The sequence below is a fragment of the Hydrogenophaga sp. FG152 genome (genome assembly GCF_057809615.1).
This window is the reverse complement of record NZ_JBMDKH010000007.1, coordinates 220,974-242,082: the sequence shown is the minus strand read 5'-3', so window position 1 is coordinate 242,082 and position 21,109 is coordinate 220,974. Positions and strand designations below refer to the sequence as shown.

Sequence of the window (21,109 nt, the reverse complement as noted above, 5' to 3'; positions counted from 1 at the left end):
CCTAATATTCGCTTGTCCAAAAGACATTTTTCTATTTCTGGAGTTCGCCATGAGCACATACGCATCCCTTCCTTCTGCCCCGCTGGGCCTGCGCCCGGCATCCACGCCCGCGCACAAGGGTGTCGACGGCATTCAGCGCCGCAACGACAGTGCGCGTGGTCTTTCCGTCATGCTGCTGGCGGCCGTCGTGGCTGCCATGGTCGTGGTCGCCGATCGCCTGATCAGCACCTGGGCCGACGGCCAGCTGTTCCTGGCCTGGGTCTTCCTGTGGGTGGTGGTCTTCGCCGGCATGGCCCTGTTTGCCGACACGGCCCGCTCGCTGGCCCGTCGCGCGGTGGTTTCGCTGGACGGCTGGTCGCAAGCCCTGGCCGAAGCGCGCGCCGAGACCCGCCTCTGGGAAATGGCCCGCATGGACCACCGCCTGATGAACGAGCTGATGGCCGCCCGTGCCCGCGCTGCGGACGAAAGCGAGGTCCAGGCCCCGGTGGTGCAGGCGACGTCCTTCACCGAAGCCCTGGCGCCGCTGGGCCTGCCCGAAGCCACCCAGGCCGCTGAACCGCAGGTGGGCTACTGGGAACGCCTGGGCACCGCCCGCGCGCGCAACCGCCTGATGTACTACATCTGAGCGGTCCACGCGCCCACAAAAAAGCCACCGGGTCCGGTGGCTTTTTTTTGCCCTGGCCGGTGGGTCCGGGGCGCGCCGGTGGGCCGCAGATCTTGCGGACCGCCGGTGTGATCGAGTGCGGCCTGTCTCAGGCCGCCAGGCGCTTCTCGATCTGCGCTTTGGTCTCCTCGAGTTCCCGGGGCAAGTGGTAGGCCAGCTGGGTGAACAACTCGGCGTGCAGCTCGAGTTCCTGGGCCCAGGCGGCGCGGTCGATGTGGGTCACGGTGCGGTACTGGTCGGCGGAGAAGTCCAGGCCGTTCCAGTGGATGTCTTCGAAGCGCGGGCTCACGCCGAAGGCGTGTTCGGTGCCGGCGCCGGCCTGGCCTTCGAGGCGGTCGATCATCCACTTGAGCACGCGCATGTTCTCGCCGAAGCCGGGCCAGACGAACTTGCCGGCCTCGTCCTTGCGGAACCAGTTCACGCAGTAGATCGCCGGCAGCTTCGCGCCCTGGCTGGCCAGCTTGCCGCCCACGTCGAGCCAGTGCTGGAAATAGTCGCTCATGTTGTAGCCCGTGAAGGGCAGCATGGCGAACGGGTCGCGGCGCACCACGCCTTGCGCGCCAAAGGCGGCGGCGGTGGTTTCCGAACCCATGGTGGCGGCCATGTAGACGCCTTCGGTCCAGTTGCGGGCCTCGGTCACCAGCGGCACGGTGGTCGAACGGCGGCCGCCGAAGATGAAGGCGTCGATGGCCACGCCCTTGGGGTCGTCCCAGGCCGGGTCGAGTGCGGGGTTGTTGGTGGCGGCCACGGTGAAGCGCGCGTTCGGATGCGCAGCCTTGGCGCCGGTTTCCTTGGCGATCTGGGGCGTCCAGTCCTTGCCTTGCCAATCGATGGCGTGGGCCGGGGCTTCGCTCATGCCTTCCCACCACACGTCGCCGTCGTCGGTCAGCGCGACGTTGGTGAAGATCACGTCGCGGTCCAGGCTGGCCATGCAGTTCGGGTTGGTCGCCGTGTTGGTGCCCGGCGCCACGCCGAAGTAACCGGCCTCGGGGTTGATGGCGTACAGGCGGCCGTCCTTGCCGGGCTTGATCCAGGCGATGTCATCGCCGATGGTCGTCACGCTCCAGCCCTCGAAGCCCTTGGGCGGGATCAGCATGGCGAAGTTGGTCTTGCCGCAGGCGCTGGGGAAGGCGGCGGCCACGTGGTACTTCTTGCCCTGGGGGTTGGTCACGCCCAGGATCAGCATGTGCTCGGCCAGCCAGCCCTGCTGGCGGCCCATGTTGGACGCAATGCGCAGCGCAAAGCACTTCTTGCCCAGCAGGGCGTTGCCGCCGTAGCCCGAGCCGTAGCTCCAGATCTCGCGCGTTTCGGGGTAGTGGACGATGTACTTGGTGGTCGGGTTGCAGGGCCAGGTGGTCTGATCGGTTTCACCTTCGGCCAGGGGTGCGCCCACGGTGTGCACGCAGGGCACGAACTCGCCGTCGGCGCCGAGCACGTCGAACACGGCCTTGCCCATGCGGGTCATGAGCTTCATGTTGACCGCCACGTAGGCACTGTCGGAGAGCTCGATGCCGATGTGGGCGATCGGGCTGCCCAGCGGGCCCATGCTGAACGGCACCACGTACATGGTGCGGCCGCGCATGCAGCCGTCAAACAGCGGTTGCAGGGTCGCTCGCATCTCGGCGGGCGCCTTCCAGTTGTTGGTCGGGCCGGCGTCTTCCTGCTTTTCCGAGCAGATGAAGGTGCGGTCCTCCACGCGCGCGACGTCCGAGGGGTCGGAGCAGGCGAGGAAGCTGTTGGGGCGTTTGACCGGGTCGAGCCTCTTGAGCGTGCCGGCGTCCACCAGCTGCTGGCACAGGCGGGCGTACTCCTCTTCGCTGCCATCGCACCAGTAGATGCTGTCGGGCTTGCACAGGGCGGCCATGTCGGCCACCCAGGCGATCAGCCGGGCGTTCTTCACATAGGAGGGGGTGTTGAGGGCCAGGCCCTGCATCACGGGTGAGTTCATGGAGTCGCTCCAGAAGTTTGTAAACCGGCGTGCTTCAGAGACACCGACAGCCGCGGGCGTCATGCAGATGACGGGGCGGCTGTCCAAGGGGTCCCTTCGGCGAAAAAAGGGGCGGTCGGCGCGTGGGGGCTGCGGTGCGGATGGCGGGGCAGCAGGGGAGAGATGAAACCCGGTGGGTGGATCCGGGCTTGATCAGCGTGTCGGCCAATGCCCTGATTTTAAGAAAGCGACCGCGCCGTTACGAGGCGGTTACATGCAAAACCCGCATAACGTGATGCATTAAACGGTTGGGCCGGGTGTCGGGCCGGGGGGCCAAAAAGAAAGGCCGAAGGCCCCGGCGGGCGTTCGGCCTGGCGCCAACCCGGGTGGGTTCAGGCCATGTAGATCGCGATGAAAGCGAGCAGGAACATCAGCACGCCACCGGCGACCGGCAGCACAACAGGCATGTAGGGAACGATGGATTCCACCATGTCCTGGGACTGCTCGCTGGGGGTGTTGTGGTTGTGGCTGGACATATGACGCTCCGTCAAAGGGTTCAAAACTCCCGGGATTCTAAGGGAAGCGGCGCGGCAGGCTCAGAGCAGGGCATAGGTGGTGCTCGCGCGGCACACGCTTTTGCCGTCGCTGGCGCCGCTGATGTCGATCTCGCCGAACACCAGGCTCTTGCCCGCGCGCACCACGCGCGCGGTGATGCGCGCGTCCTGGCCGGAGAGCGGCTTGAGGAAGCTGGTGTTGAGTTGCACCGTGGTCATGGGACGGCGGGTGCCGAGCTGGGTGACGATGGCCAGCACCATGGCGGTGTCGGCGGCCGACATCATGGCCTGGCCGCACAGCATGCCGCCCACGCGCGAGAGCTGGTCGCTCTGCGGCAGGCGCAGGGTGACTTCGCCCTCGGCGAAGGACTCGACCCGAAGGCCCATGGCCTGGATCCAGGGCGCGAACCAGTCGGCCAGCAGGCCTTGAAGCAAGTCAACGGTGACGGGGGTCTCGGGGTTCTGCGTCATGCGCTCAGTCCTCGCGGCGGAATTTGGAGAGCCAGTGGTCCATCAGCTTGCCAGCGGCCTCGCGCCCGCCCAGGCCGAAGGACAGTGCCACCGCCACGGCCACCGCGCCCAGCGTGAGGCCGAAGGCCAGGTTGACGATGTCGTCGGCGATGCCCATGGCGCGCAGGCCCATGGCGATCACCAGTGCCAGAATGGCGTAGCGCCCGATGCGCGCCAGGCCCTTGGTGCCCGGGCCGCTGGCACGGTCGATCGCGTCGTAGGCCAGGTTGGCGAGCCAGAAGCCGATCACGAGGATGGCCGAGCCCAGCAGGATGTCGCCACCAAAGCGGATGAAGCTGGCCACGATGCTGCTGACCTGCCCGAAACCGAGCTGCGCGGCCGCCTCCACGGTGGCGAACAGCATGGCGAAGAACAGCACGACCCGGCCCACGGCGGCGGAGGCGCTGGTCTTCTCGAAGGCATGCGCCATGTTCACGCGCGCGGGCAGGGTGTCAAAGCCCAGCGTGGCCAGCAGGGTCGCCAACAGCTTGCTGGCGAACGAGGCCACCAGCCAGGTGACGACCAGGATCAGCGCGGCGGCGATCAGGTTGGGCACGGCCTGCAGCAAGGTGTTGAGCATGTCGGTGGCCGGGCGCGAGATGGCCTCGATCTTGAGTGCGTCGAGCGCGGCGATCAGCGACGGCAGGAACACCGCCACGAACACCAGCATGCCGATCACCCGCGAGAGCTGCACCGTGTCGGCCAGCCCGGCGCGGCTGCCGAGCTGGTCCACGCCGGCGGTGCGGCTCAGGTGGGTGGTGAGGTTGCGCAACACCGTGGCCACGATCCAGCCCACGCCGCCAATCACGAACGCCGCCACCGCGTTGGGCAGCATGTCCAGGGTCTTGGTGACCATGGCGCGCAGGGGGTCGAGCAGGCCGTCCATCTGCAGCGCACCGAGGATGGCCGGCACGAACAGCAGGATCACCAGCCAGAACAGCGCGCCAGACAGGCTGTCGCTGATGGGCGCCATGTCGGCGTGCTCCGAGAGCTTTTCGTCGAGCGTGGTCTTGTCCAGCAGCTTCTGTGAGAGCGCGCGCACCACGCCGGCCACCAGCCAGGCCACCAGCGCCAGCAGCAGGCCGCCCAGCAGGCGCGGCGCGTACTCGAAGAGCTGCGTGGTGAAGACCGAGAACGGGCCGGAGACGATGGCGAGGTTCAGCGAGTTGAACACCGCCACCAGGGTGAGCAGGATCACGATCCAGAACAGCGCGAGGGCGACTGCGCCTTCGATGTCCACGCGCGTGTTGGTGAGTTTGCCGAAGCGGTGGTTGACGCCCACGAAGCCCAGGCTCTTGCGGGTCGCGGCGCGCACCAGCACCGCGATGAGCCAGCCCAGGATGAAGATGGCCAGCGCGCCGAGCAGTTGCGGGATGTGGGTGCCCAGCGTGCTTTGCAGCGAGTTCCACAGCGTGTTCGTGTCCATGCCCTACCTCCTGTCGCGTTGGCCGTTGATCGGCCGATGATGCCGGAGGCCTTGCCGCAGCGTCAACCGGTGGGCGCGCGGGTCAGAGCAGGGTGGTGTCGAAGCCCGCTTCGCGCAGGCGCTCGATGACCTGCTCGATGTGCTCGCGCCCACGCGTCTGCAGCACGAGTTCGATCGCCACGTTCTGCGCCGCCAGCAGCGTGAAGGCGCGCTGGTGGTGCACTTCGTCGATGTTGGCGCCGGCCTCGGCCACGGTCGCCGTGATGCGTGCCAGGTTGCCGGGCACGTCGCGCGCGTTGACCTGGATGCGCGCCAGGCGGCCCGCGCGCACCATGCCGCGCTCGATGATGGAGGCCAGCAGCATCGGGTCGATGTTGCCGCCGCTCAGCACCAGACCCACGCGCTTGCCCGCGAAACGCTGCGGGTGCTTGATGAGCGCGGCCAGGCCGGCGGCGCCCGCGCCTTCCACCAGCGTCTTCTCGATTTCCAGCAGCATCACGATGGCCTGCTCGATGTCGCCCTCATCGACCAGCAGCAGGTCGTCCACCCGCTGGCGGATGATGGCCTCGGTGACCACGCCCGGCGTGCCCACCGCGATGCCCTCGGCGATCGTGCTCGTGCCCTGCGGCAGGTTCGTGCCCTTGATCGCGTTGACCATGGCGGCAAAGCGCTCGGTCTGCACGCCCACGATCTCGATGTCGGGCCGGATTGCCTTGGCGGCCGTGGCGATGCCGGCGATCAGGCCCCCGCCGCCGATGGCGATCACCAGCGTGTCCAGGTCGGGCTGCTCGCGCAGCATTTCCAGCGCCACCGTGCCCTGGCCGGCGACGATGGCCTCGTCGTCGTACGGGTGAACGAACACCAGGCCCTGCTGCTGCGCCAGCTCACGGGCGTGCGCGCGAGCCGCATCCAGCGTGTCGCCGTGCAGCAGCACCTCGGCGCCGAAGCCGCGCGTGCGCTCCACCTTCACGCCCGGCGTGAAGCGCGGCATGACGATCACCGCGCGCACGCCCAGCCGGTGCGCGTGGTAGGCCACGCCCTGGGCATGGTTGCCCGCGCTCATGGCCACCACGCCGCGCGAGCGCTCCTCGGGCGTGAGCTGCGCCAGCTTGTTGCAGGCGCCTCGTTCCTTGAAAGAGGCGGTGTACTGCAGGTTCTCGAATTTCAGGAACACCTGACAGCCGGTGAGCTGGGAGATGGTGCGCGATTCGACGAAGGGCGTGTCCAGCACCTGGCCGGCGAGGCGACCAGCGGCGGTCTGGATGTCGTGTAGTTGCAGCATGGCGCGATTGTGTATCGGCCATGACGGTGTGGTGCGAGGGCAAAGCCCGACAAATTGCTCAAACCGTTCGTATCACTCTCTTCCATGATTCATCAAGCTGGGTTATGGTCCGCTGAAATGTCGGCTCCCCTGACATGGCGTCACGGGAAGGCATTTCTGGAGGTGTCTGGATGACCAAGCGCTCGCTGCAGTCCGCTGCATCGGCGGCCCGCACCGTACTCGATGCACGCGAAGGCCGTGCCCCTCTCGCGGGCGAGGGGCGCGTTTTCGTGCCCCATGGCCTGCGCCAGGCGCCCGTGCTCGACCTCATGTGCTCGCATTTCGTGCTCACGCTGGCCGCGCGCCAGGGCCCGCGCTTCAACGTGCGGCGCGACCTCAACACCCTGCTCTCGCTCGCCGGCCGCCACCTGGTGTGGCCCCACACCGTGCTGCTGCGCCTGCGCGAGTTCCTGCAGCGCCGCTGCAAGGACAACGAACTCTGGAGCGGCCACGACGGCCTGACCACCAACGCCTTCATGGAGCGCTACGGCGTGTGGCGCGGCCCATACGAAGAAGGTACGCTGTTCTTCTACCTGGACGAGTACGCCAAGGAATCGCCCAAGGACCTGCTGTCGGTGCTGGCCGTCACCGGCGACTGGCTCAGCCACTCGCTCAAGAAGCAGTCCACGCTGGTGGAGAAGAACATCGACGCGCTGGCCAGCCTGCTGCAACTCAACCGCGCCGAGCGCGCGCTGCTGCTGTACGGCACGCTCGCGCGCTACCAGCGCGACCTGCGCTCCATCCTGGTCGAGTTCAAGGTCAACAACGCGCCCGAGGCCTACGCGGCCATCGCAGACGTGGCCGGCGTGAAGGCCAGCGAAGTGGGTGAGGCGCTGCGCGCGGGTTCGCGCCTGGAGCGCATCGGCATGGTGGAGAACCTGATCTCCGAGCACAACATCACCGACCTGGCCGACCTCATGAAAGTGAGCGAGAAGCTGCCGCCAGTGCTGATGCGCGAGTACCGCACGCAAAGCGAGCTCATGGCCGTGTTCACCCGGCCGGCCGCGCGCTCGGCGCTGACCGCGAAAGACTTCGACTATGTGGGCGAGGACGTGCGCCTGCTCTGCGGTCTGCTGCGCGAGGCCGTGGCGCGCAAGGAGCCGGGTGTGAACGTGCTGATGTACGGCCCGCCCGGCACCGGCAAGACCGAACTCGCGCGCGTGGTGGCGCAGGCCGCCGGCCTGGAACTCTTCGAGGTGGAGTACGCCGACCGCGACGGCAACGCGCTCTCGGGCCGCGACCGCTACCGCTCGCTGCAGATCGCCCAGGTCTTCCTCAAGGGCACGGCGCACTCGGCGCTGCTGTTCGACGAGGTGGAAGACGTGTTCCCGCCGATCTCCAGCGAGGCGGCGCAGATCATGGCGCGAGCCGAACACGTGGCGGCCGCGCACACCGGCAGCGTCAGCGGCAAGGCCTGGGTCAACCAGATCCTGGAGACCAACGCCGTGCCCACGCTGTGGGTGACCAACCGCATCGAGCAGATCGACCCGGCCTTCCGCCGCCGCTTTGCCTACCACCTCGAACTCAAGAGCCCGCCGCCCGGCGCGCGCGAACAGCTGGTGCGCAAGACGCTGGAAGGCGCGCCGGTGTCCGATGGCCTGGTGGCGCGACTGACCGAACGCAAGGGCCTCACGCCCGCGCAGATTCGCACCGCGCTGCGGTTTGCCCAGTTGGCGGGCCAGCCGGCGCCCCGGCGCGGTGGCAAGGCGCGGGCGGTCGAAGCAGCGCCGCCGGTGCTCGACGAATTGATCGAACGCCAGCTCAAGAACGCCGACCTGGCCCTGGGCCGCAAGCCCGATCTGGTGCAACGGCCCAGCGCGACGCAATACAGCCTGGACATGCTCAACGTCGAATCGCGCTACGAGTTGCCGCGCGTGATCGCCGCGCTCAAGGCGCGCGGCCATGGCTGCCTGTGTTTCCACGGCGCGCCCGGCACCGGCAAGACCGCGCTGGCCGAGCACATGGCCCAGCAGCTGGACCGTCCGCTGATGATCCGCCGCGCGAGCGACCTGGTGAGCAAGTTCGTGGGCGAGACCGAACAGCAGATGGCGGCCATGTTCCGCGAGGCCGAGGCTGAGAAGGCGGTGCTGCTGCTCGATGAGGCCGACAGCTTCCTGCAGGACCGGCGCGGCGCGCAGCGCACCTACGAGGTGACCGAGGTCAACGAGATGCTGCAGGGCATGGAGCGCTTCGCCGGCATCTTCATCTGCACCACCAACCTGATGGACAGCATCGACCAGGCGGCACTGCGGCGCTTCACCTTCAAGATCCGCTTCAAGCCGCTCACGGCGAGGCAGCGCGAGACCATGTTCGTGGTGGAAGCCCTGGAGGGCGATGCCTCGCGCCTGAGCCCCGAGTTGGGCACCCGGTTGGCGAAGCTGGAGCAGCTCTGCCCGGGCGACTTCGCGGCGGTGAAGCGGCAGGTGGAGATCCTGGCCGAAGCGCTCGCGCCAGAGGAATTCATGGCCCAGCTGGAGGCCGAGCACCGCATCAAGCCCGAGGTGCGCGAAGCGAGGGGCATCGGCTTCGTGCACTGAGCAGGCACGCCAAAAAGAAAGGCCACCCGAGGGTGGCCTTTCTTTGTCCAGGGCGGCGCGGAACCGGCTTTGCCGGGCTGCTGCCGCCGCCCCCTGGGGGTCAGTGCAACAAGGCCATCGGGCCGCTGGGCAGGTCGTCCGCCGAGTACTCGGGGTGGTTGGAGACGAAGAAGCGCAGCTTCTGGTCGAGCCGGGCGACACGGCTGTTGGCCACGCTTTCGCAGTGGTGCTTGGAAATCAGGCTGAACAGCTTGCTGCGCAGGAACCAGAGATCCTTGGGCGTCTGGCAGGACATCAGCGCGGCGTGCACGCGCTGGCGCACCGGGTCCTTGATGTCGGCCATGGCTTCATGGAACTCGTCAACCAGAAAATCCAGTTCCAGCACCTGGGTGTCGTGGTACTGCGGCTGTACCTGCCGGGATTTGCCAAACCATGGCAATCTGAAAAACATGACGCGCTCCGTTTCGTGGGTCTCAGGCCGAGGGGACAAGAAGTCCTCCGGCTACATCTGAAACATCGGCGCGGCGGGCGCAAGCTTGAGCGGCAGCGGGGCCCGACAGACGGTGCGCCGACAGGCGGTTGAAGGCCTAGAACCTAGGTAATCAAAGGCCGGAAAAGCCCGCGGCTGGCATCAGACGAAAGCACTCACGACCCGGAGCACATCCGAGCCGTAGGCTTCGCGTTTTTTCTGGCCGATGCCGGCAATGCCGTCCAGATCGGCCAGGGTTTCGGGCTTGCGGCCGGCGATCGCGCGCAGGGTGGCGTCGTGGAAGATCACGAAGGCCGGCAGGTTGTGTTCGCGCGCCACGCCCGCGCGCCAGGCCTTGAGGGCCTCCAGGCATTCGCGTTCGGACAGGCTCAGCGGCACGCCGTCGTCCTTGGCGGTGGCGCGTGAGGCGCGCTGGCGGCCGCTGCGCGCCGAGCCGGTGGCCTTGTCCGCCAGCGATTTGAGCCACACCGGGCTCTGGCCCTTGAGGATGTCGCGCGCCGCGTCGGCCAGGTGCAAGGTGTTGTAGGGCGCATCGTGCACCTGCACCGCTTCGCGGGCGATCAGCTGGCGCAACAGCGCGCGCCACTGCGTTTCGGAGAGGTCGGCGCCGATGCCGAAGGTGGACAGCCTCTCGTGGCCGTACTGCTTGACCTTGTCGGTGGCCTTGCCGCGCAGGATGTCCATGATGTGGCCGGCACCGAAGGCGGTGCCGCTGGCCTGCTGCACGCGGTAGATGCACGAGAGCAGCTTGCGCGCCGATTCGGTCGCGTCGTGCAGCTCGGGTGGCGTGAGGCAGTTGTCGCAGTTGCCGCAAGGCTGGCTGGCTTCGCCGAAGTACGACAGCAGGCGCACGCGCCGGCAGTCGCTGGCTTCGGCCAGCGTGAGCAGGGCGTCGAGCTTGCCGCGCAGCACCTGCTTGAATTCGTCCGCCGCCGGACTTTCATCGATCATGCGGCGCTGGTTCACCACGTCCTGCAGGCCGTAGGCCATCCAGGCGTTGGCGGGCTCGCCGTCGCGGCCCGCGCGGCCGGTCTCCTGGTAGTAGCCCTCGATGTTCTTGGGCATGTCCAGGTGCGCGACGAAGCGCACGTCGGGCTTGTCGATGCCCATGCCGAACGCGATCGTGGCCACCATGATCAGGCCCTCCTCGCGCAGGAACCGGTCCTGGTGGCGCTGGCGCACGGCGGCGTCCAGGCCCGCGTGGTACGGCAGTGCGTTGAAGCCGGCCTCGCACAGCATCGCAGCCACTTCCTCGACCCGGCGGCGCGACTGGCAGTAGACGATGCCCGCGTCGTGGCCGTCCGCACCGGTGTGCTCGTCGCGGATGAAGCGCTGCAGCTGGGTCGTGGCGTCCTTCTTCTCCACCAGCTGGTAGCGGATGTTGGGCCGGTCGAAGCTGCTGATGAAGGTGCGCGCTTCCTGCAACTGCAGCCGCTCGACGATGTCGGCGCGCGTGAGGTCGTCGGCGGTGGCCGTCAGGGCCACGCGTGGCACGCCGGCGTAGCGCTCGTGCAGCACCACCAGGGCGCGGTACTCGGGGCGGAAGTCGTGGCCCCACTGGCTCACGCAATGCGCCTCGTCGATCGCGAACAGGCTGAGCTTGCCGCGTTCGTGCAGCGAGTCCAGCAGGGCCAGGAAACGGGGCGTGGTCAGGCGCTCGGGCGCCGCGTAGAGCAGGGTGAGCTCGCCGCGCAGCATCTGCTTCTCGACCTGCTGCGCGTCTTCCAGCGACAGGCTGGAATTGAGGAACGCCGCAGCCACGCCGGCCTCGATCAGCGCGCCCACCTGGTCGTGCATGAGCGCGATCAGGGGCGAAACCACCACCGTCAGGCCCTGGCCGGCGCGCTCGCGCACGATGGCCGGCACCTGGTAACACAGGGACTTGCCGCCACCCGTGGGCATGAGCACCAGCGCATCGCCACCGGCGCCGACGTGCGAGACGATGTCGGCCTGCGGGCCCCGGAAGGCGTCGTAGCCGAACACCTCGTGCAACACGCCGAGGCTGGTTTCCAGGATTTCGCTGCCGGGGGCGATGTCGATGGCTTCGGTCATCCGTTTTACATCTGCTCCCAGGGCAGGCCGTCGTGGCGCCAGCCGTTGAGGCTGGAGCGCTTGAAGTCGTCGTTGAGTTCGCCCTCGAAGCCGTGCAGCACGTGCGCCACGTCGCTGAAGCCGGCGGCCTCCAGGGCCAGGCCCGCGTCCAGCGTGCGTTTGCCGCTGCGGCAGATCAGCAGGATCGGCCGGTGCTTGTCGCCCGCCTCCTGTTCGACCGACGACGCGAAGCGCGCCGGGTCGGGCGTGAGGTCGGGGTATTCGTACCAGGGAATGTTCTCCACGCCGGGCGGGCGGCCCACGTAGAGCGACTCGATCTCCATGCGCACGTCGACAAACAGCGGGGGCTCTTCGCCACGGGCCGCGCGCTGCTCGCGTTCGGCCTGCAGCCAGGCCCAGGCCTGTTGGGGCGTGAGGTGTTTCATGGCGGGTATTGTCGGGGAATTCGCAGGGCCGCCCGGATGACCTTGGGCCCTGGGCCGGGGAGGCTACCTACAATCCAGGGCATGAACGCCCCTGCCTACACCCGCGCCCAGGCGCTGCCCGAGATCCTGAAGCACCGCATCGCCATCCTCGATGGCGCCATGGGCACCATGATCCAGCGCTTCAAGCTCGGTGAGGTCGAGTACCGGGGCGAGCGTTTCAAGGACTTCCACAAGGACGTCAAGGGCAACAACGAGCTGCTCAGCCTCACGCGCCCGGACGTGATCCGCGACATCCACGAGGGTTATCTGGCCGCCGGTGCCGACCTGATCGAGACCAACACCTTCGGCGCCACCACCATCGCGCAGGACGACTACGAGATGGGGCACCTCGCGCGCGAGATGAACCTGGCCTCGGCCCGCCTGGCCCGCGAGGCCTGCGACAAATTCAGCACGCCCGACAAGCCGCGCTTCGTGGCCGGCGCCCTGGGCCCCACGCCCAAGACCGCGAGCATCAGCCCCGACGTGAACGACGCCGGCGCGCGCAACGTCACCTTCGAGCAGCTGCGCGCGGCCTACCTGGAGCAGATCGAGGCCCTGGTCGAAGGCGGGGCCGATGTGCTGCTGGTCGAGACCATCTTCGACACCCTCAACGCCAAGGCCGCGCTGTTCGCGGTGGACGAGTTCTTCGAACAGTCGGGCCTGCGCCTGCCGCTGATCATCAGCGGCACCGTGACCGACGCCTCCGGCCGCATCCTCAGCGGCCAGACCGTGACCGCCTTCTGGGCCAGCGTGCGCCACCTGCAGCCGCTGGCCGTGGGCCTGAACTGCGCGCTGGGCGCAGCGCTGATGCGTCCCTACATCCAGGAACTGGCCAAGGCCGCAGGCGACACCTTCATCAGCTGCTACCCCAACGCCGGCCTGCCCAACCCCATGAGCGACACCGGCTTCGACGAGACGCCGGCCGACACCAGCCGCCTGCTGCGAGAGTTCGCGGCCGAAGGGTTGGTCAACATCGTGGGCGGTTGCTGCGGCACCACGCCGCAGCACATCGAGGCGATCCGCCTGAGCGTGGAGCCCATGGCGCCGCGCAGCGTGCGGCGCGACTTCTTCTACAAGGAAGCGGCCTGAAACCCCACGGCGGCGCGGGGTTTGAAGCACCTCGTGCATAATCGCCGTTCCCTTCAAGGGGAGTAGTCAGTCCACCACCCGGCGTCCAGCCGGGTCTCGGTGGGCGGGGTTTCCGTCATTACGTGGCCTGCGGGCCACCGGGAATCCAGAGCCGCGCCACGCGCGGTGGTGACAAGACCTTGGGGTGTTTGTTCAACACCAACCTGAGGTTTTTCAATGGAAAGCATTGCCCCGCTGTGGCTGTGGGTCGTCTTCGTCGTGTTCGTCGTGGCGGCTCTGTTCGTGGATTTCGTCGTGCTCAAGAAGCAGGGCTCGCACGCCGTGGGCGTGAAGGAGGCGCTGAACTGGTCGTTCGCCTGGGTGGCGCTCAGCCTGCTGTTCAACGGCCTGTTCTGGTGGGCCGTGAAGGACGCCACCGGTTCGAGCGCGATCGCGACCGAGAAGTCGCTCGAATTCCTCACCGGCTACCTGATCGAGAAGAGCCTGGCGGTCGACAACATCTTCGTCTTCCTGCTGATCTTCAGCTACTTCGCCGTGCCGGCGGCGTTCCAGAAACGCGTGCTCATGATCGGCATCCTGGGCGCCATCGTGCTGCGCACCGTGATGATCCTGGTGGGCGGCTGGCTGCTGGCACAGTTCCACTGGATCCTCTATGTGTTCGGCGCTTTCCTGGTGCTCACGGGCGTGAAGATGTGGTGGGCCGCCGGCCAGGAGCCCAGCCTGGACGAGAACCCCGCGCTGAAGCTGCTGCGCCGCGTGCTGCCCGTGAGCAAGGGTTTTGACGGCGAGAAGTTCTTCACCGTGGAGAACGGCAAGCGCATCGCCACGCCGCTGCTCATGGTGATCTGCCTGGTCGGCTTCACCGACGTGATCTTCGCGGTCGACTCCATCCCGGCCATCTTCGCCGTCACGCGCGACCCGTTCATCGTGCTGACCAGCAACGTGTTCGCGATCCTGGGCCTGCGCGCCATGTTCTTCCTGCTGCAGGCTGCGGCGAGCCGCTTTCACCTGCTCAACTACGGGTTGGCGCTGATCCTGGTCTTCATCGGCACCAAGATGCTGCTGATCGACATCTACAAGATCCCGGTCGCGGTGGCGCTGGGCGTGGTGCTGTCCATCCTGGCCGTCACCATGCTCTGGAGCGCGCGCACGGCAAAGACCTGAGGCTTCAGTCCAGGTCGGGCACCAGCCGGTCGATCTCCTGCTGCATGGAGAACACCAGCTGGCTGTAGAGCCGCAGCTTGCTGTCGGCTTCGCGCAGGCGCCGGCTCAGGCGCAGCGCCACGGCGCTCAGCAGCTTGGCGGCGGTGGCGGGCTCTTCGGCGATCAGCGCTTCCAGCGCATCGCGCGTGAGCACCGCGCAGCGCACCTCGGTGCTGGCGGTGCAGGTGGCCGAGCGCGCCGCGCCGTCCATCAGCGACATCTCGCCCATCAGGTGGCCGGGGCCCAGCACGTTGACGGTCTGGGCGTCGACGCGGCTCACGTTGAGCGCCTCGACCGTGACCTCGCCGTCCACCACCAGCGCCATGAAGCCGTCGTCGCCGCTGCCCCCGCTGTCGCCCTGGCGGATGATCGCCTCGCCTTCGGCGCAGTGGCGCATCTCCATGTAGCCCACCACCGTGAGCGCTTCGCCCTCGCTGAGCTGGATCAGCGCGTTCGCCGAGCGCAGCAGTTCCGCCGCGCGCAGGGCGGTGCCCGAGGCGTTCGCGCGGGCGCGGCGGGTGCCGAACAGGGTGTTGAACAAGGCCATGGCGGGAGTCCGGTGGGCAGGGGGAGCAGACCAAGCGATTGTCGTGCCTTCCGGCGCCATGCACCGCTTTGGCACATCCATTGCTTGCTTCCCGCCCATGCACCTGGACGCCAACCACCTCGTCAGCCGCCCCGAAGCGCCCGCCACCGGTGCCTGGCGCGACCCGCTCGCGCTGCTGCTGGCCTCGACCGGTGAAGGCGTGTTCGGCGTGGACCTGGACGGCCTGTGTGTGTTCATCAACCACGCCGGGGCCCGCATGATCGGCTTCGAGCCGGCCGAGCTGCTGGGCGCCAACATGCACGACCTCACCCACCATTCGCACGCCGATGGTGCGCACTACCCGGTGGAGGACTGCCCGATCTTCAACGCCTTCCGCCAGGGCCTGCCCTGCCGCATCGACAGCGAGGTGTTCTGGCGCCGCGATGGTTCGGCCTTTCCGGTCGAGTACTCCAGCCACCCCATCGTGGACGGCGGCGAGGTGCGCGGCGCCGTCGTCACCTTCGTCGACATCACCGAACGCAAGCGCGCCGCCGATGCCCTGCAGCGCGCCAAGGACCAGCTGGAAGAGCGCGTGGGTGAGCGCACGCTCGCGCTGGCCACCGCATTGAAGCAGGTGCGTGAACTGGCCGCCCGCTCGGAAACCGTGCGCGAGGACGAGCGCACCCGCATCGCGCGCGAGGTGCACGACGAGCTGGGCAGCCTGCTGGTGGCGCTCAAGATGGACGTGAACTGGATGGACAAGCGCCTGTCCGAGCAGGAGCAGCGCAGCGCCGACGCCGCGCACGACATGCGCGAGCGCATGCGCTGCAAGTGCCAGAACATGAGCCGGCTGATCGAGACCGCGGTGGACAACGTCGGCCGCATCATCACCGACCTGCGACCCAGCATCCTGGACCACCAGGGCCTGTGGGCCGCGCTGGAGTGGCAGGCGCAGGAATTCGTGCAATCGGCCGAGCTGGTGCTGGACTGGCGGATGGACGTGGCCGAGGCCCCTGAGCCGCCCGAGCCACTGGCCATGGCGGTGTTCCGCATCTTCCAGGAGATGCTCAGCAACGTCGGGCGCCACGCGCACGCCGAGCGCCTGGGTGTCCACATCGTCGTGCGGGGGACTGCCTTGCAGTTGTGCGTGCAAGACAATGGCGTGGGCGCGCCGCCGCAGGCCTTCGAGGCCGCGAATGCCTATGGCGTGATGGGCATGCGCGAGCGGGCGCGCCATTTCGGTGGCGATATTCAAATAGAGAGCGCACCAGGTCAGGGCACGCGCATGTGCCTGACGGTGACGCTGCTCCCGGAGACACAGGCACACACATGAACACCTCTTTCGACCTGCTGGCCGAGACCATCCGCGTGCTGATCGGCGACGACCACCGCATCGTGCGCGAAGGGCTCAAGCAGATCCTGGCCGACGCGCCCGACGTGCAGGTGGTGGCCGAAGCCCAGACCGGCCCGGACGTGCTGGCGCAGGTGCGCGAGCTCGGCGGCAGCCTGGGGCTGGACCTGGTGCTGCTCGACATCGCCATGCCCGGGCTCGACGGGCTGGACGTGCTGCAGGCCATCAAGCATGAGCACCCGCGCCTGCCCGTGCTCATGCTCAGCACCTACCCCGAGAAACAGTACGCGGTGCGCTGCATCCGCCTGGGTGCCTGCGGCTACCTGAACAAGAGCGCCGACCCCGACGACATGCTCGCCGCCGTGCGCAAGGCCGCCGGCGGCGCGGTGTTCGTGAGCCAGGCCACCGCAGAGGCGCTGGCCGCCGCCGTGGGCAGTGCGGGCGCGCAGGGCGGGCCCGAGGCGCTGTCGCACCGCGAGTACCAGGTCTACCGGCTGCTCACCCAGGGCCGCACCGTGAGCGAAATTGGTGCACAGCTCGGCCTGGCGCCCAACACCGTGAGCACTTACCGTGCGCGCGTGCTGGAGAAGACCGGCGCCAAGAATGACGTGGAGCTCGCGCTCTACGCCGAGCGCCACGCGCGCGCACCCAAAAGCACCTGAAACGCGGCGTTTTGTAGGGCTGGCCCTACACCGCGTCGGTCGGCGCGGCACGACTTGCGCACACCGGCGCGCGCGGCCCGGGTCCTGGCCCGGTGCTTGCAAAGCGTTCCTCGTCTTCAACACACGAGGTGCGCCATGTCCGAATTCTTCGATCCCTACAACGCCGATCGTCCGCTCATGATGAAGTGCAGCTGCGGGCGCGACCACACCGTGGCCGACCACCACGCCGAAGTGGCCGCCGACAGCGCCGCCATCGAGCTGCGCCGGCGCAGCGAGACCGCCGAGTTCGAGGCCTACAGCAACGAATTCATCGAGGCCACGCTGGTCAAGGCGCTGTTCCCGCAGGACGAGGTGCGCCGCCGTTTCCTGCGCGCGGTGGGCAAGGGCACGGCCATGGCCGCCATCGCCAGCGTGCTGCCGGTGACCAGCCTGCAGGCCATGGCACAGGAGGCCGGCACGAAGAAGGGCACGCTGGAGAAGACCAACCTCAAGGTCGGCTTCATCCCCATCACCTGCGCCACCCCGCTGATCATGGCCCACCCGCTGGGCTTCTACAGCAAGCAGGGCCTCAACGTCGAAGTCACCAAGACCGCCGGCTGGGCCCTGGTGCGCGACAAGATGATCAACAAGGAGTACGACGCCTCGCACTTCCTCTCGCCCATGCCGCTGGCCATCTCGCTCGGCCTGGGCAGCAACGCCACGCCCATGAACGTGGCCACGGTGCAGAACATCAACGGCCAGGCCATCACCCTGAGCTTGAAGCACAAGGACAACCGGGACCCGAAGAACTGGAAGGGCTTCAAGTTCGGCATCCCGTTCGACTACTCGATGCACAACTTCCTGCTGCGCTACTACCTGGCGGAGAACGGCCTGAATCCCGACACCGACGTGCAGCTGCGCGTGATCCCGCCGGCCGAGATGGTGGCCAACCTGCGCGCGGGCAACATCGACGGCTTTCTCGGCCCCGATCCCTTCAACCAGCGCGCGGTGTTCGACGAAGTCGGCTTCATCCATGTGCTCACCAAGGACCTCTGGAACGGCCATCCCTGCTGCGCCTTCGGCACCAGCACCGAGTTCATCCAGAAGAACCCCAACACCTTCGCCGCGCTCTACCGCGCGGTGCTCACCTCGGCCGCCATGGCGCGCGACCCGAAAAACCGCGAGCTCATCGCCAAGGTGATCGCGCCCAGCCAGTACCTCAACCAGCCCGAGGCCGTGCTCACCCAGGTGCTCACCGGCCGCTTCGCCGACGGCCTGGGCAAGATCCAGACCGTGCCCGACCGCGCCGACTTCGATCCCATGCCCTGGCAGAGCATGGCGGTGTGGATGCTCACGCAGATGCAGCGCTGGGGCTACATCAAGGGCGAGGTGAACTACCAGCAGATCGCCGAGAAGGTGTTCCTCATCACCGATGCGCGCAAGCACATGAAGGACCTCGGCCAGCCCTTCGCGGCCGGCCCGGGCTACACCAGGCACACCATCATGGGCAAGGTGTTCGACCCGGCCAAACCTGCCGAGTACCTCAAGAGCTTTGCCATCAGCAAGGCGGCGGCCTGACATGAAAAAAGCGAGCCTCAACCTGCGCGCCGCGCTGGTCTCCCTGCTGCTGTTCGCCGTCTTCATCGGCGCCTGGCAGCTCTCCACCAGCGGGCCCAGCATCGGCGGTTCCTCGGCCGGCATGTCGGCCGAGGAGATCGAGTACGCCAAGATGATGGGCAAGGACCCCGGCGCGGCCAAGAGCACCGGCTTCCCACCACCGATCGAGGTGGCGAAATCGAGCTGGGCGCAGCTGTCCGACCCGTTCTACGACAAGGGCCCGAACGACAAGGGCATCGGCATCCAGCTCGCGCACTCGCTGGCGCGCGTGGGCCTGGGCTTCGTGCTCGCCATGGCGGTGGCCATTCCACTGGGCTTTCTCATCGGCATGTCGCCGCTGATGCGCAAGGCCTTCGACCCCTTCGTGCAGGTCCTCAAGCCCATCAGCCCGCTGGCCTGGATGCCGCTGGCGCTCTACACGCTCAAGGACTCGGACGTCAGCGGCATCTTCGTCATCTTCATCTGCTCGGTCTGGCCCATGCTGATCAACACCGCCTTCGGCGTGGCCTCGGTCAAGCGCGAATGGCTCAACGTGGCGAGCACGCTGGAGGTCAACCCGATCCGCAAGGCCCTCCAGGTGATCCTGCCGGCGGCCGCGCCCACCATCCTCACCGGCATGCGCATCAGCATGGGCATCGCCTGGCTGGTCATCGTGGCCGCCGAGATGCTCGTCGGCGGCACCGGCGTGGGCTACTTCGTGTGGAACGAGTGGAACAACCTGTCGCTCACCAACGTGATCTTCGCCGTGCTGCTCATCGGCGTGGTCGGCATGCTGCTCGACCTGATGTTCGCCCAGCTCCAGAAGGCGGTGACCTATGTGGAGTGAGTCCAGCGTGCGCGAAGGCGCGGTGGCCGCCCGGCCCGCCGCACCGGCCCCAACGAAAGCCCCCAAGATGACCGGTTTCCTCCAGGTTGAAAACCTCGCCAAGGCCTACCAGGCCGACAAGCCCGTGTTCGCCGACGTGTCCTTCGCCATCGACAAGGGCGAGTTCGTCTGCATCATCGGCCACAGCGGCTGCGGCAAGACCACCGTTCTCAACGTGCTCGCGGGCCTGGACACGGCCAGCTCCGGCCACTGCTTCATGGACGGCCGCGAGATCGCCGGCCCCAGCCTGGAGCGCGGCGTGGTGTTCCAGAGCCACGCGCTCATGCCCTGGCTCACGGTGCGGCAGAACATCGCCTTCGCGGTCAAGTCGCGCTGGCCCGACATGCCGCGCGCCGAGCTCAACGCCCACGTCGAAAAGTTCGTCGCGCTCGTGGGCCTGAGCCCGGCCATCGACAAGAAGCCCAGCCAGCTCTCGGGCGGCATGAAGCAGCGCGTGGGCATCGCGCGCGCCTTCGCCATCCAGCCCAAGATGCTGCTGCTCGACGAGCCTTTCGGCGCGCTGGACGCGCTCACGCGCGGCACCATCCAGGACGAGCTCATGGGCATCGTGCGCGAGACGCGGCAGACCGTCTTCATGATCACGCACGACGTGGACGAGGCCATCCTGCTGGCCGACCGCATCCTGCTCATGAGCAACGGCAGCGAAGGCCCGAACGGCTACGTGCCCGGCGGCATGGCCGAGGTGGTGGTCAACCCATTGCCGCGCAGCCGCACGCGCGCGCAGCTGCACCACCTCGACGGCTACTACGACTTGCGCAACCACATCGTGGACTTCTTGGTCTCGCGTGCGCGAGCCCATTGACCCCCCCGCGTCGCCTTCGGCGCCTCCCCCCTCAGAGAGGGGGGCGACACCTGGGGCCGGCGGAGCCGGACCCGCGGTGTCTCTGGACCACTCCCCTTCACCCAACCACTCTTTCTTGCGAGGCAACACATGAACCGACTCGACGTCACCGAAAAGATCATTTCCACCAAGGTGTCCAAAGGCATCAGCTGGGCCGACGTGGCCAAAAAGGTGGGCCAGTCCAAGGAATGGACCACGGCGCTGTGCCTGGGCCAGATGACCGCCTCGCCCGCCCAGGCCAAGGTGGTCGGCAAGATCTTCGGCCTCTCGGTGGAAGAGCAGAAGTGGCTGCAGGTCGTGCCGTACAAGGGCTCGCTGCCCACGCCCGTGCCGACCGATCCGCTGATCTACCGCTGGTACGAGATCGTCAGCGTCTACGGCACCACCATCAAGGAGCTGATTCACGAAGAGTTCGGCGACGGCATCATGAGCGCGATCGACTTCAGCATGGACATCGAGCGCCAGGCCGATCCGAAAGGCGACCGCGTGAACGTGGTGTTGTCCGGCAAGTTTCTGCCGTACAAGCAGTACTGATGGAACCGCGCCTGCCGCTGCCGCCGTTCACGCGCGGGTCGGCCATCGAGAAGGTGCGCCTGGCCGAGGACGCGTGGAATTCGCGCGACCCCGACCGGGTCGTGAAGGTCTACACCGAGGACACGCGCTGGCGCAACCGCGCGGAGTTCCCGGTGGGCCGCGAGGCGGTGCACGCCTTCCTGGTGCGCAAGTGGGCGAAGGAGCTGGACTACCGGCTCATCAAGGAGCTGTGGGCCTTCGAGGCGAACCGCATCGCGGTGCGCTTCGTCTACGAATGGCGCGACGACTCGGGCCACTGGTTCCGCTCGCACGGCAACGAGAACTGGCAGTTCAACGACCTGGGCTACATGGAACAGCGCCACGCCAGCATCAACGACCGGCCGATCCACGAGAGCGAGCGGCTGTTCCACTGGCCGCTCGGCCGGCGGCCCGACGACCACCCGGGGCTGAGCGCGCTCGGGCTGTGAGCGCGGCGC

At 67.7% G+C, this 21,109-nt stretch carries 20 protein-coding genes; 11 read left to right on the top strand and 9 right to left on the bottom strand.

Annotated features, from left to right (window positions below):
• Positions 1-49 precede the first annotated feature (49 nt).
• Positions 50-625, top strand: a complete 576-nt coding sequence (locus ACODTB_RS11135; protein WP_291120435.1) for a hypothetical protein — start codon at positions 50-52, stop codon at positions 623-625.
• 127 nt (positions 626-752) lie between these two features.
• On the opposite strand, the gene ACODTB_RS11130 is transcribed toward ACODTB_RS11135, so the two are convergent.
• From ACODTB_RS11130 to ACODTB_RS11110, 5 genes are all read right to left on the bottom strand, one after another.
• Positions 753-2,612, bottom strand: a complete 1,860-nt coding sequence (locus ACODTB_RS11130; protein ID WP_291120434.1) for a phosphoenolpyruvate carboxykinase (GTP) — start codon at positions 2,610-2,612, stop codon at positions 753-755.
• Positions 2,613-2,983: 371 nt separating this feature from the next.
• The gene (locus ACODTB_RS11125) at positions 2,984-3,127 is read right to left on the bottom strand and encodes a hypothetical protein (protein ID WP_291120432.1); all 144 of its coding nucleotides are present in this window, start codon (positions 3,125-3,127) and stop codon (positions 2,984-2,986) included.
• Between the two features lie 60 nt (positions 3,128-3,187).
• Positions 3,188-3,616, bottom strand: coding sequence for a PaaI family thioesterase (locus ACODTB_RS11120; RefSeq protein ID WP_291120430.1), 429 nt, complete (start codon positions 3,614-3,616; stop codon positions 3,188-3,190).
• A gap of 4 nt (positions 3,617-3,620) precedes the next feature.
• Entirely contained in the window at positions 3,621-5,081 is a 1,461-nt protein-coding gene (locus ACODTB_RS11115) for a mechanosensitive ion channel (RefSeq protein ID WP_291120428.1), read from the bottom strand.
• An 82-nt stretch (positions 5,082-5,163) separates the two neighbouring features.
• On the bottom strand, positions 5,164-6,363 hold the full coding sequence (locus ACODTB_RS11110) for a threonine ammonia-lyase (protein WP_291120426.1): 1,200 nt from the start codon (positions 6,361-6,363) through the stop codon (positions 5,164-5,166).
• A gap of 308 nt (positions 6,364-6,671) precedes the next feature.
• Between ACODTB_RS11110 and ACODTB_RS11105 the strand changes: the two genes are divergently transcribed.
• Entirely contained in the window at positions 6,672-8,939 is a 2,268-nt protein-coding gene (locus ACODTB_RS11105; RefSeq protein ID WP_488929343.1) for an ATP-binding protein, read from the top strand.
• Positions 8,940-9,039: 100 nt separating this feature from the next.
• Here ACODTB_RS11105 and ACODTB_RS11100 read toward each other — a convergent pair whose 3' ends face one another.
• The 3 genes from ACODTB_RS11100 to ACODTB_RS11090 form a co-directional block, all read right to left on the bottom strand.
• Positions 9,040-9,390, bottom strand: coding sequence for a hypothetical protein (locus ACODTB_RS11100; RefSeq protein ID WP_291120422.1), 351 nt, complete (start codon positions 9,388-9,390; stop codon positions 9,040-9,042).
• A gap of 180 nt (positions 9,391-9,570) precedes the next feature.
• Complete coding sequence (recQ, locus tag ACODTB_RS11095) at positions 9,571-11,481, bottom strand: DNA helicase RecQ (protein ID WP_291120420.1); 1,911 nt, start codon at positions 11,479-11,481, stop codon at positions 9,571-9,573.
• Between the two features lie 5 nt (positions 11,482-11,486).
• Positions 11,487-11,906 (bottom strand): rhodanese-like domain-containing protein, encoded by a 420-nt coding sequence (locus ACODTB_RS11090; protein ID WP_291120417.1) that lies wholly within the window; start codon positions 11,904-11,906, stop codon positions 11,487-11,489.
• 81 nt (positions 11,907-11,987) lie between these two features.
• Here ACODTB_RS11090 and ACODTB_RS11085 point away from each other — a divergent pair, with 81 nt between their 5' ends.
• Positions 11,988-13,034 (top strand): homocysteine S-methyltransferase family protein, encoded by a 1,047-nt coding sequence (locus ACODTB_RS11085; protein ID WP_488929338.1) that lies wholly within the window; start codon positions 11,988-11,990, stop codon positions 13,032-13,034.
• Between the two features lie 216 nt (positions 13,035-13,250).
• Positions 13,251-14,198, top strand: coding sequence for a TerC family protein (locus ACODTB_RS11080; protein ID WP_488929337.1), 948 nt, complete (start codon positions 13,251-13,253; stop codon positions 14,196-14,198).
• A 4-nt stretch (positions 14,199-14,202) separates the two neighbouring features.
• On the opposite strand, the gene ACODTB_RS11075 is transcribed toward ACODTB_RS11080, so the two are convergent.
• Positions 14,203-14,784, bottom strand: a complete 582-nt coding sequence (locus tag ACODTB_RS11075) for a cyclic nucleotide-binding domain-containing protein (protein ID WP_291115194.1) — start codon at positions 14,782-14,784, stop codon at positions 14,203-14,205.
• Positions 14,785-14,881: 97 nt separating this feature from the next.
• Here ACODTB_RS11075 and ACODTB_RS11070 point away from each other — a divergent pair, with 97 nt between their 5' ends.
• The 7 genes from ACODTB_RS11070 to ACODTB_RS11040 all read left to right on the top strand — a co-directional run bounded on the left by ACODTB_RS11070 (position 14,882) and on the right by ACODTB_RS11040 (position 21,100).
• Positions 14,882-16,096 carry a sensor histidine kinase gene (locus tag ACODTB_RS11070; protein WP_291115192.1) on the top strand — a complete coding sequence of 405 codons (1,215 nt, stop codon included), beginning with the start codon at positions 14,882-14,884 and terminating at the stop codon, positions 16,094-16,096.
• On the top strand, positions 16,093-16,776 hold the full coding sequence (locus ACODTB_RS11065) for a response regulator (RefSeq protein ID WP_291115189.1): 684 nt from the start codon (positions 16,093-16,095) through the stop codon (positions 16,774-16,776). Before ACODTB_RS11070 ends, ACODTB_RS11065 begins: the two co-directional genes overlap by 4 nt.
• 135 nt (positions 16,777-16,911) lie before the next feature.
• On the top strand, positions 16,912-18,333 hold the full coding sequence (locus ACODTB_RS11060) for a CmpA/NrtA family ABC transporter substrate-binding protein (RefSeq protein WP_291115187.1): 1,422 nt from the start codon (positions 16,912-16,914) through the stop codon (positions 18,331-18,333).
• 1 nt (position 18,334) lies between these two features.
• Positions 18,335-19,198, top strand: coding sequence for a nitrate ABC transporter permease (ntrB, locus tag ACODTB_RS11055; protein ID WP_291115185.1), 864 nt, complete (start codon positions 18,335-18,337; stop codon positions 19,196-19,198).
• On the top strand, positions 19,188-20,060 hold the full coding sequence (locus tag ACODTB_RS11050) for an ABC transporter ATP-binding protein (RefSeq protein ID WP_488929336.1): 873 nt from the start codon (positions 19,188-19,190) through the stop codon (positions 20,058-20,060). Before ntrB ends, ACODTB_RS11050 begins: the two co-directional genes overlap by 11 nt.
• 129 nt (positions 20,061-20,189) lie before the next feature.
• Positions 20,190-20,633 carry a cyanase gene (gene cynS, locus ACODTB_RS11045; protein ID WP_291115180.1) on the top strand — a complete coding sequence of 148 codons (444 nt, stop codon included), beginning with the start codon at positions 20,190-20,192 and terminating at the stop codon, positions 20,631-20,633.
• Complete coding sequence (locus tag ACODTB_RS11040) at positions 20,633-21,100, top strand: nuclear transport factor 2 family protein (RefSeq protein ID WP_291115178.1); 468 nt, start codon at positions 20,633-20,635, stop codon at positions 21,098-21,100. The genes cynS and ACODTB_RS11040 overlap by 1 nt, the downstream gene beginning before the upstream one ends.
• The last annotated feature ends 9 nt before the right edge of the window (positions 21,101-21,109 follow it).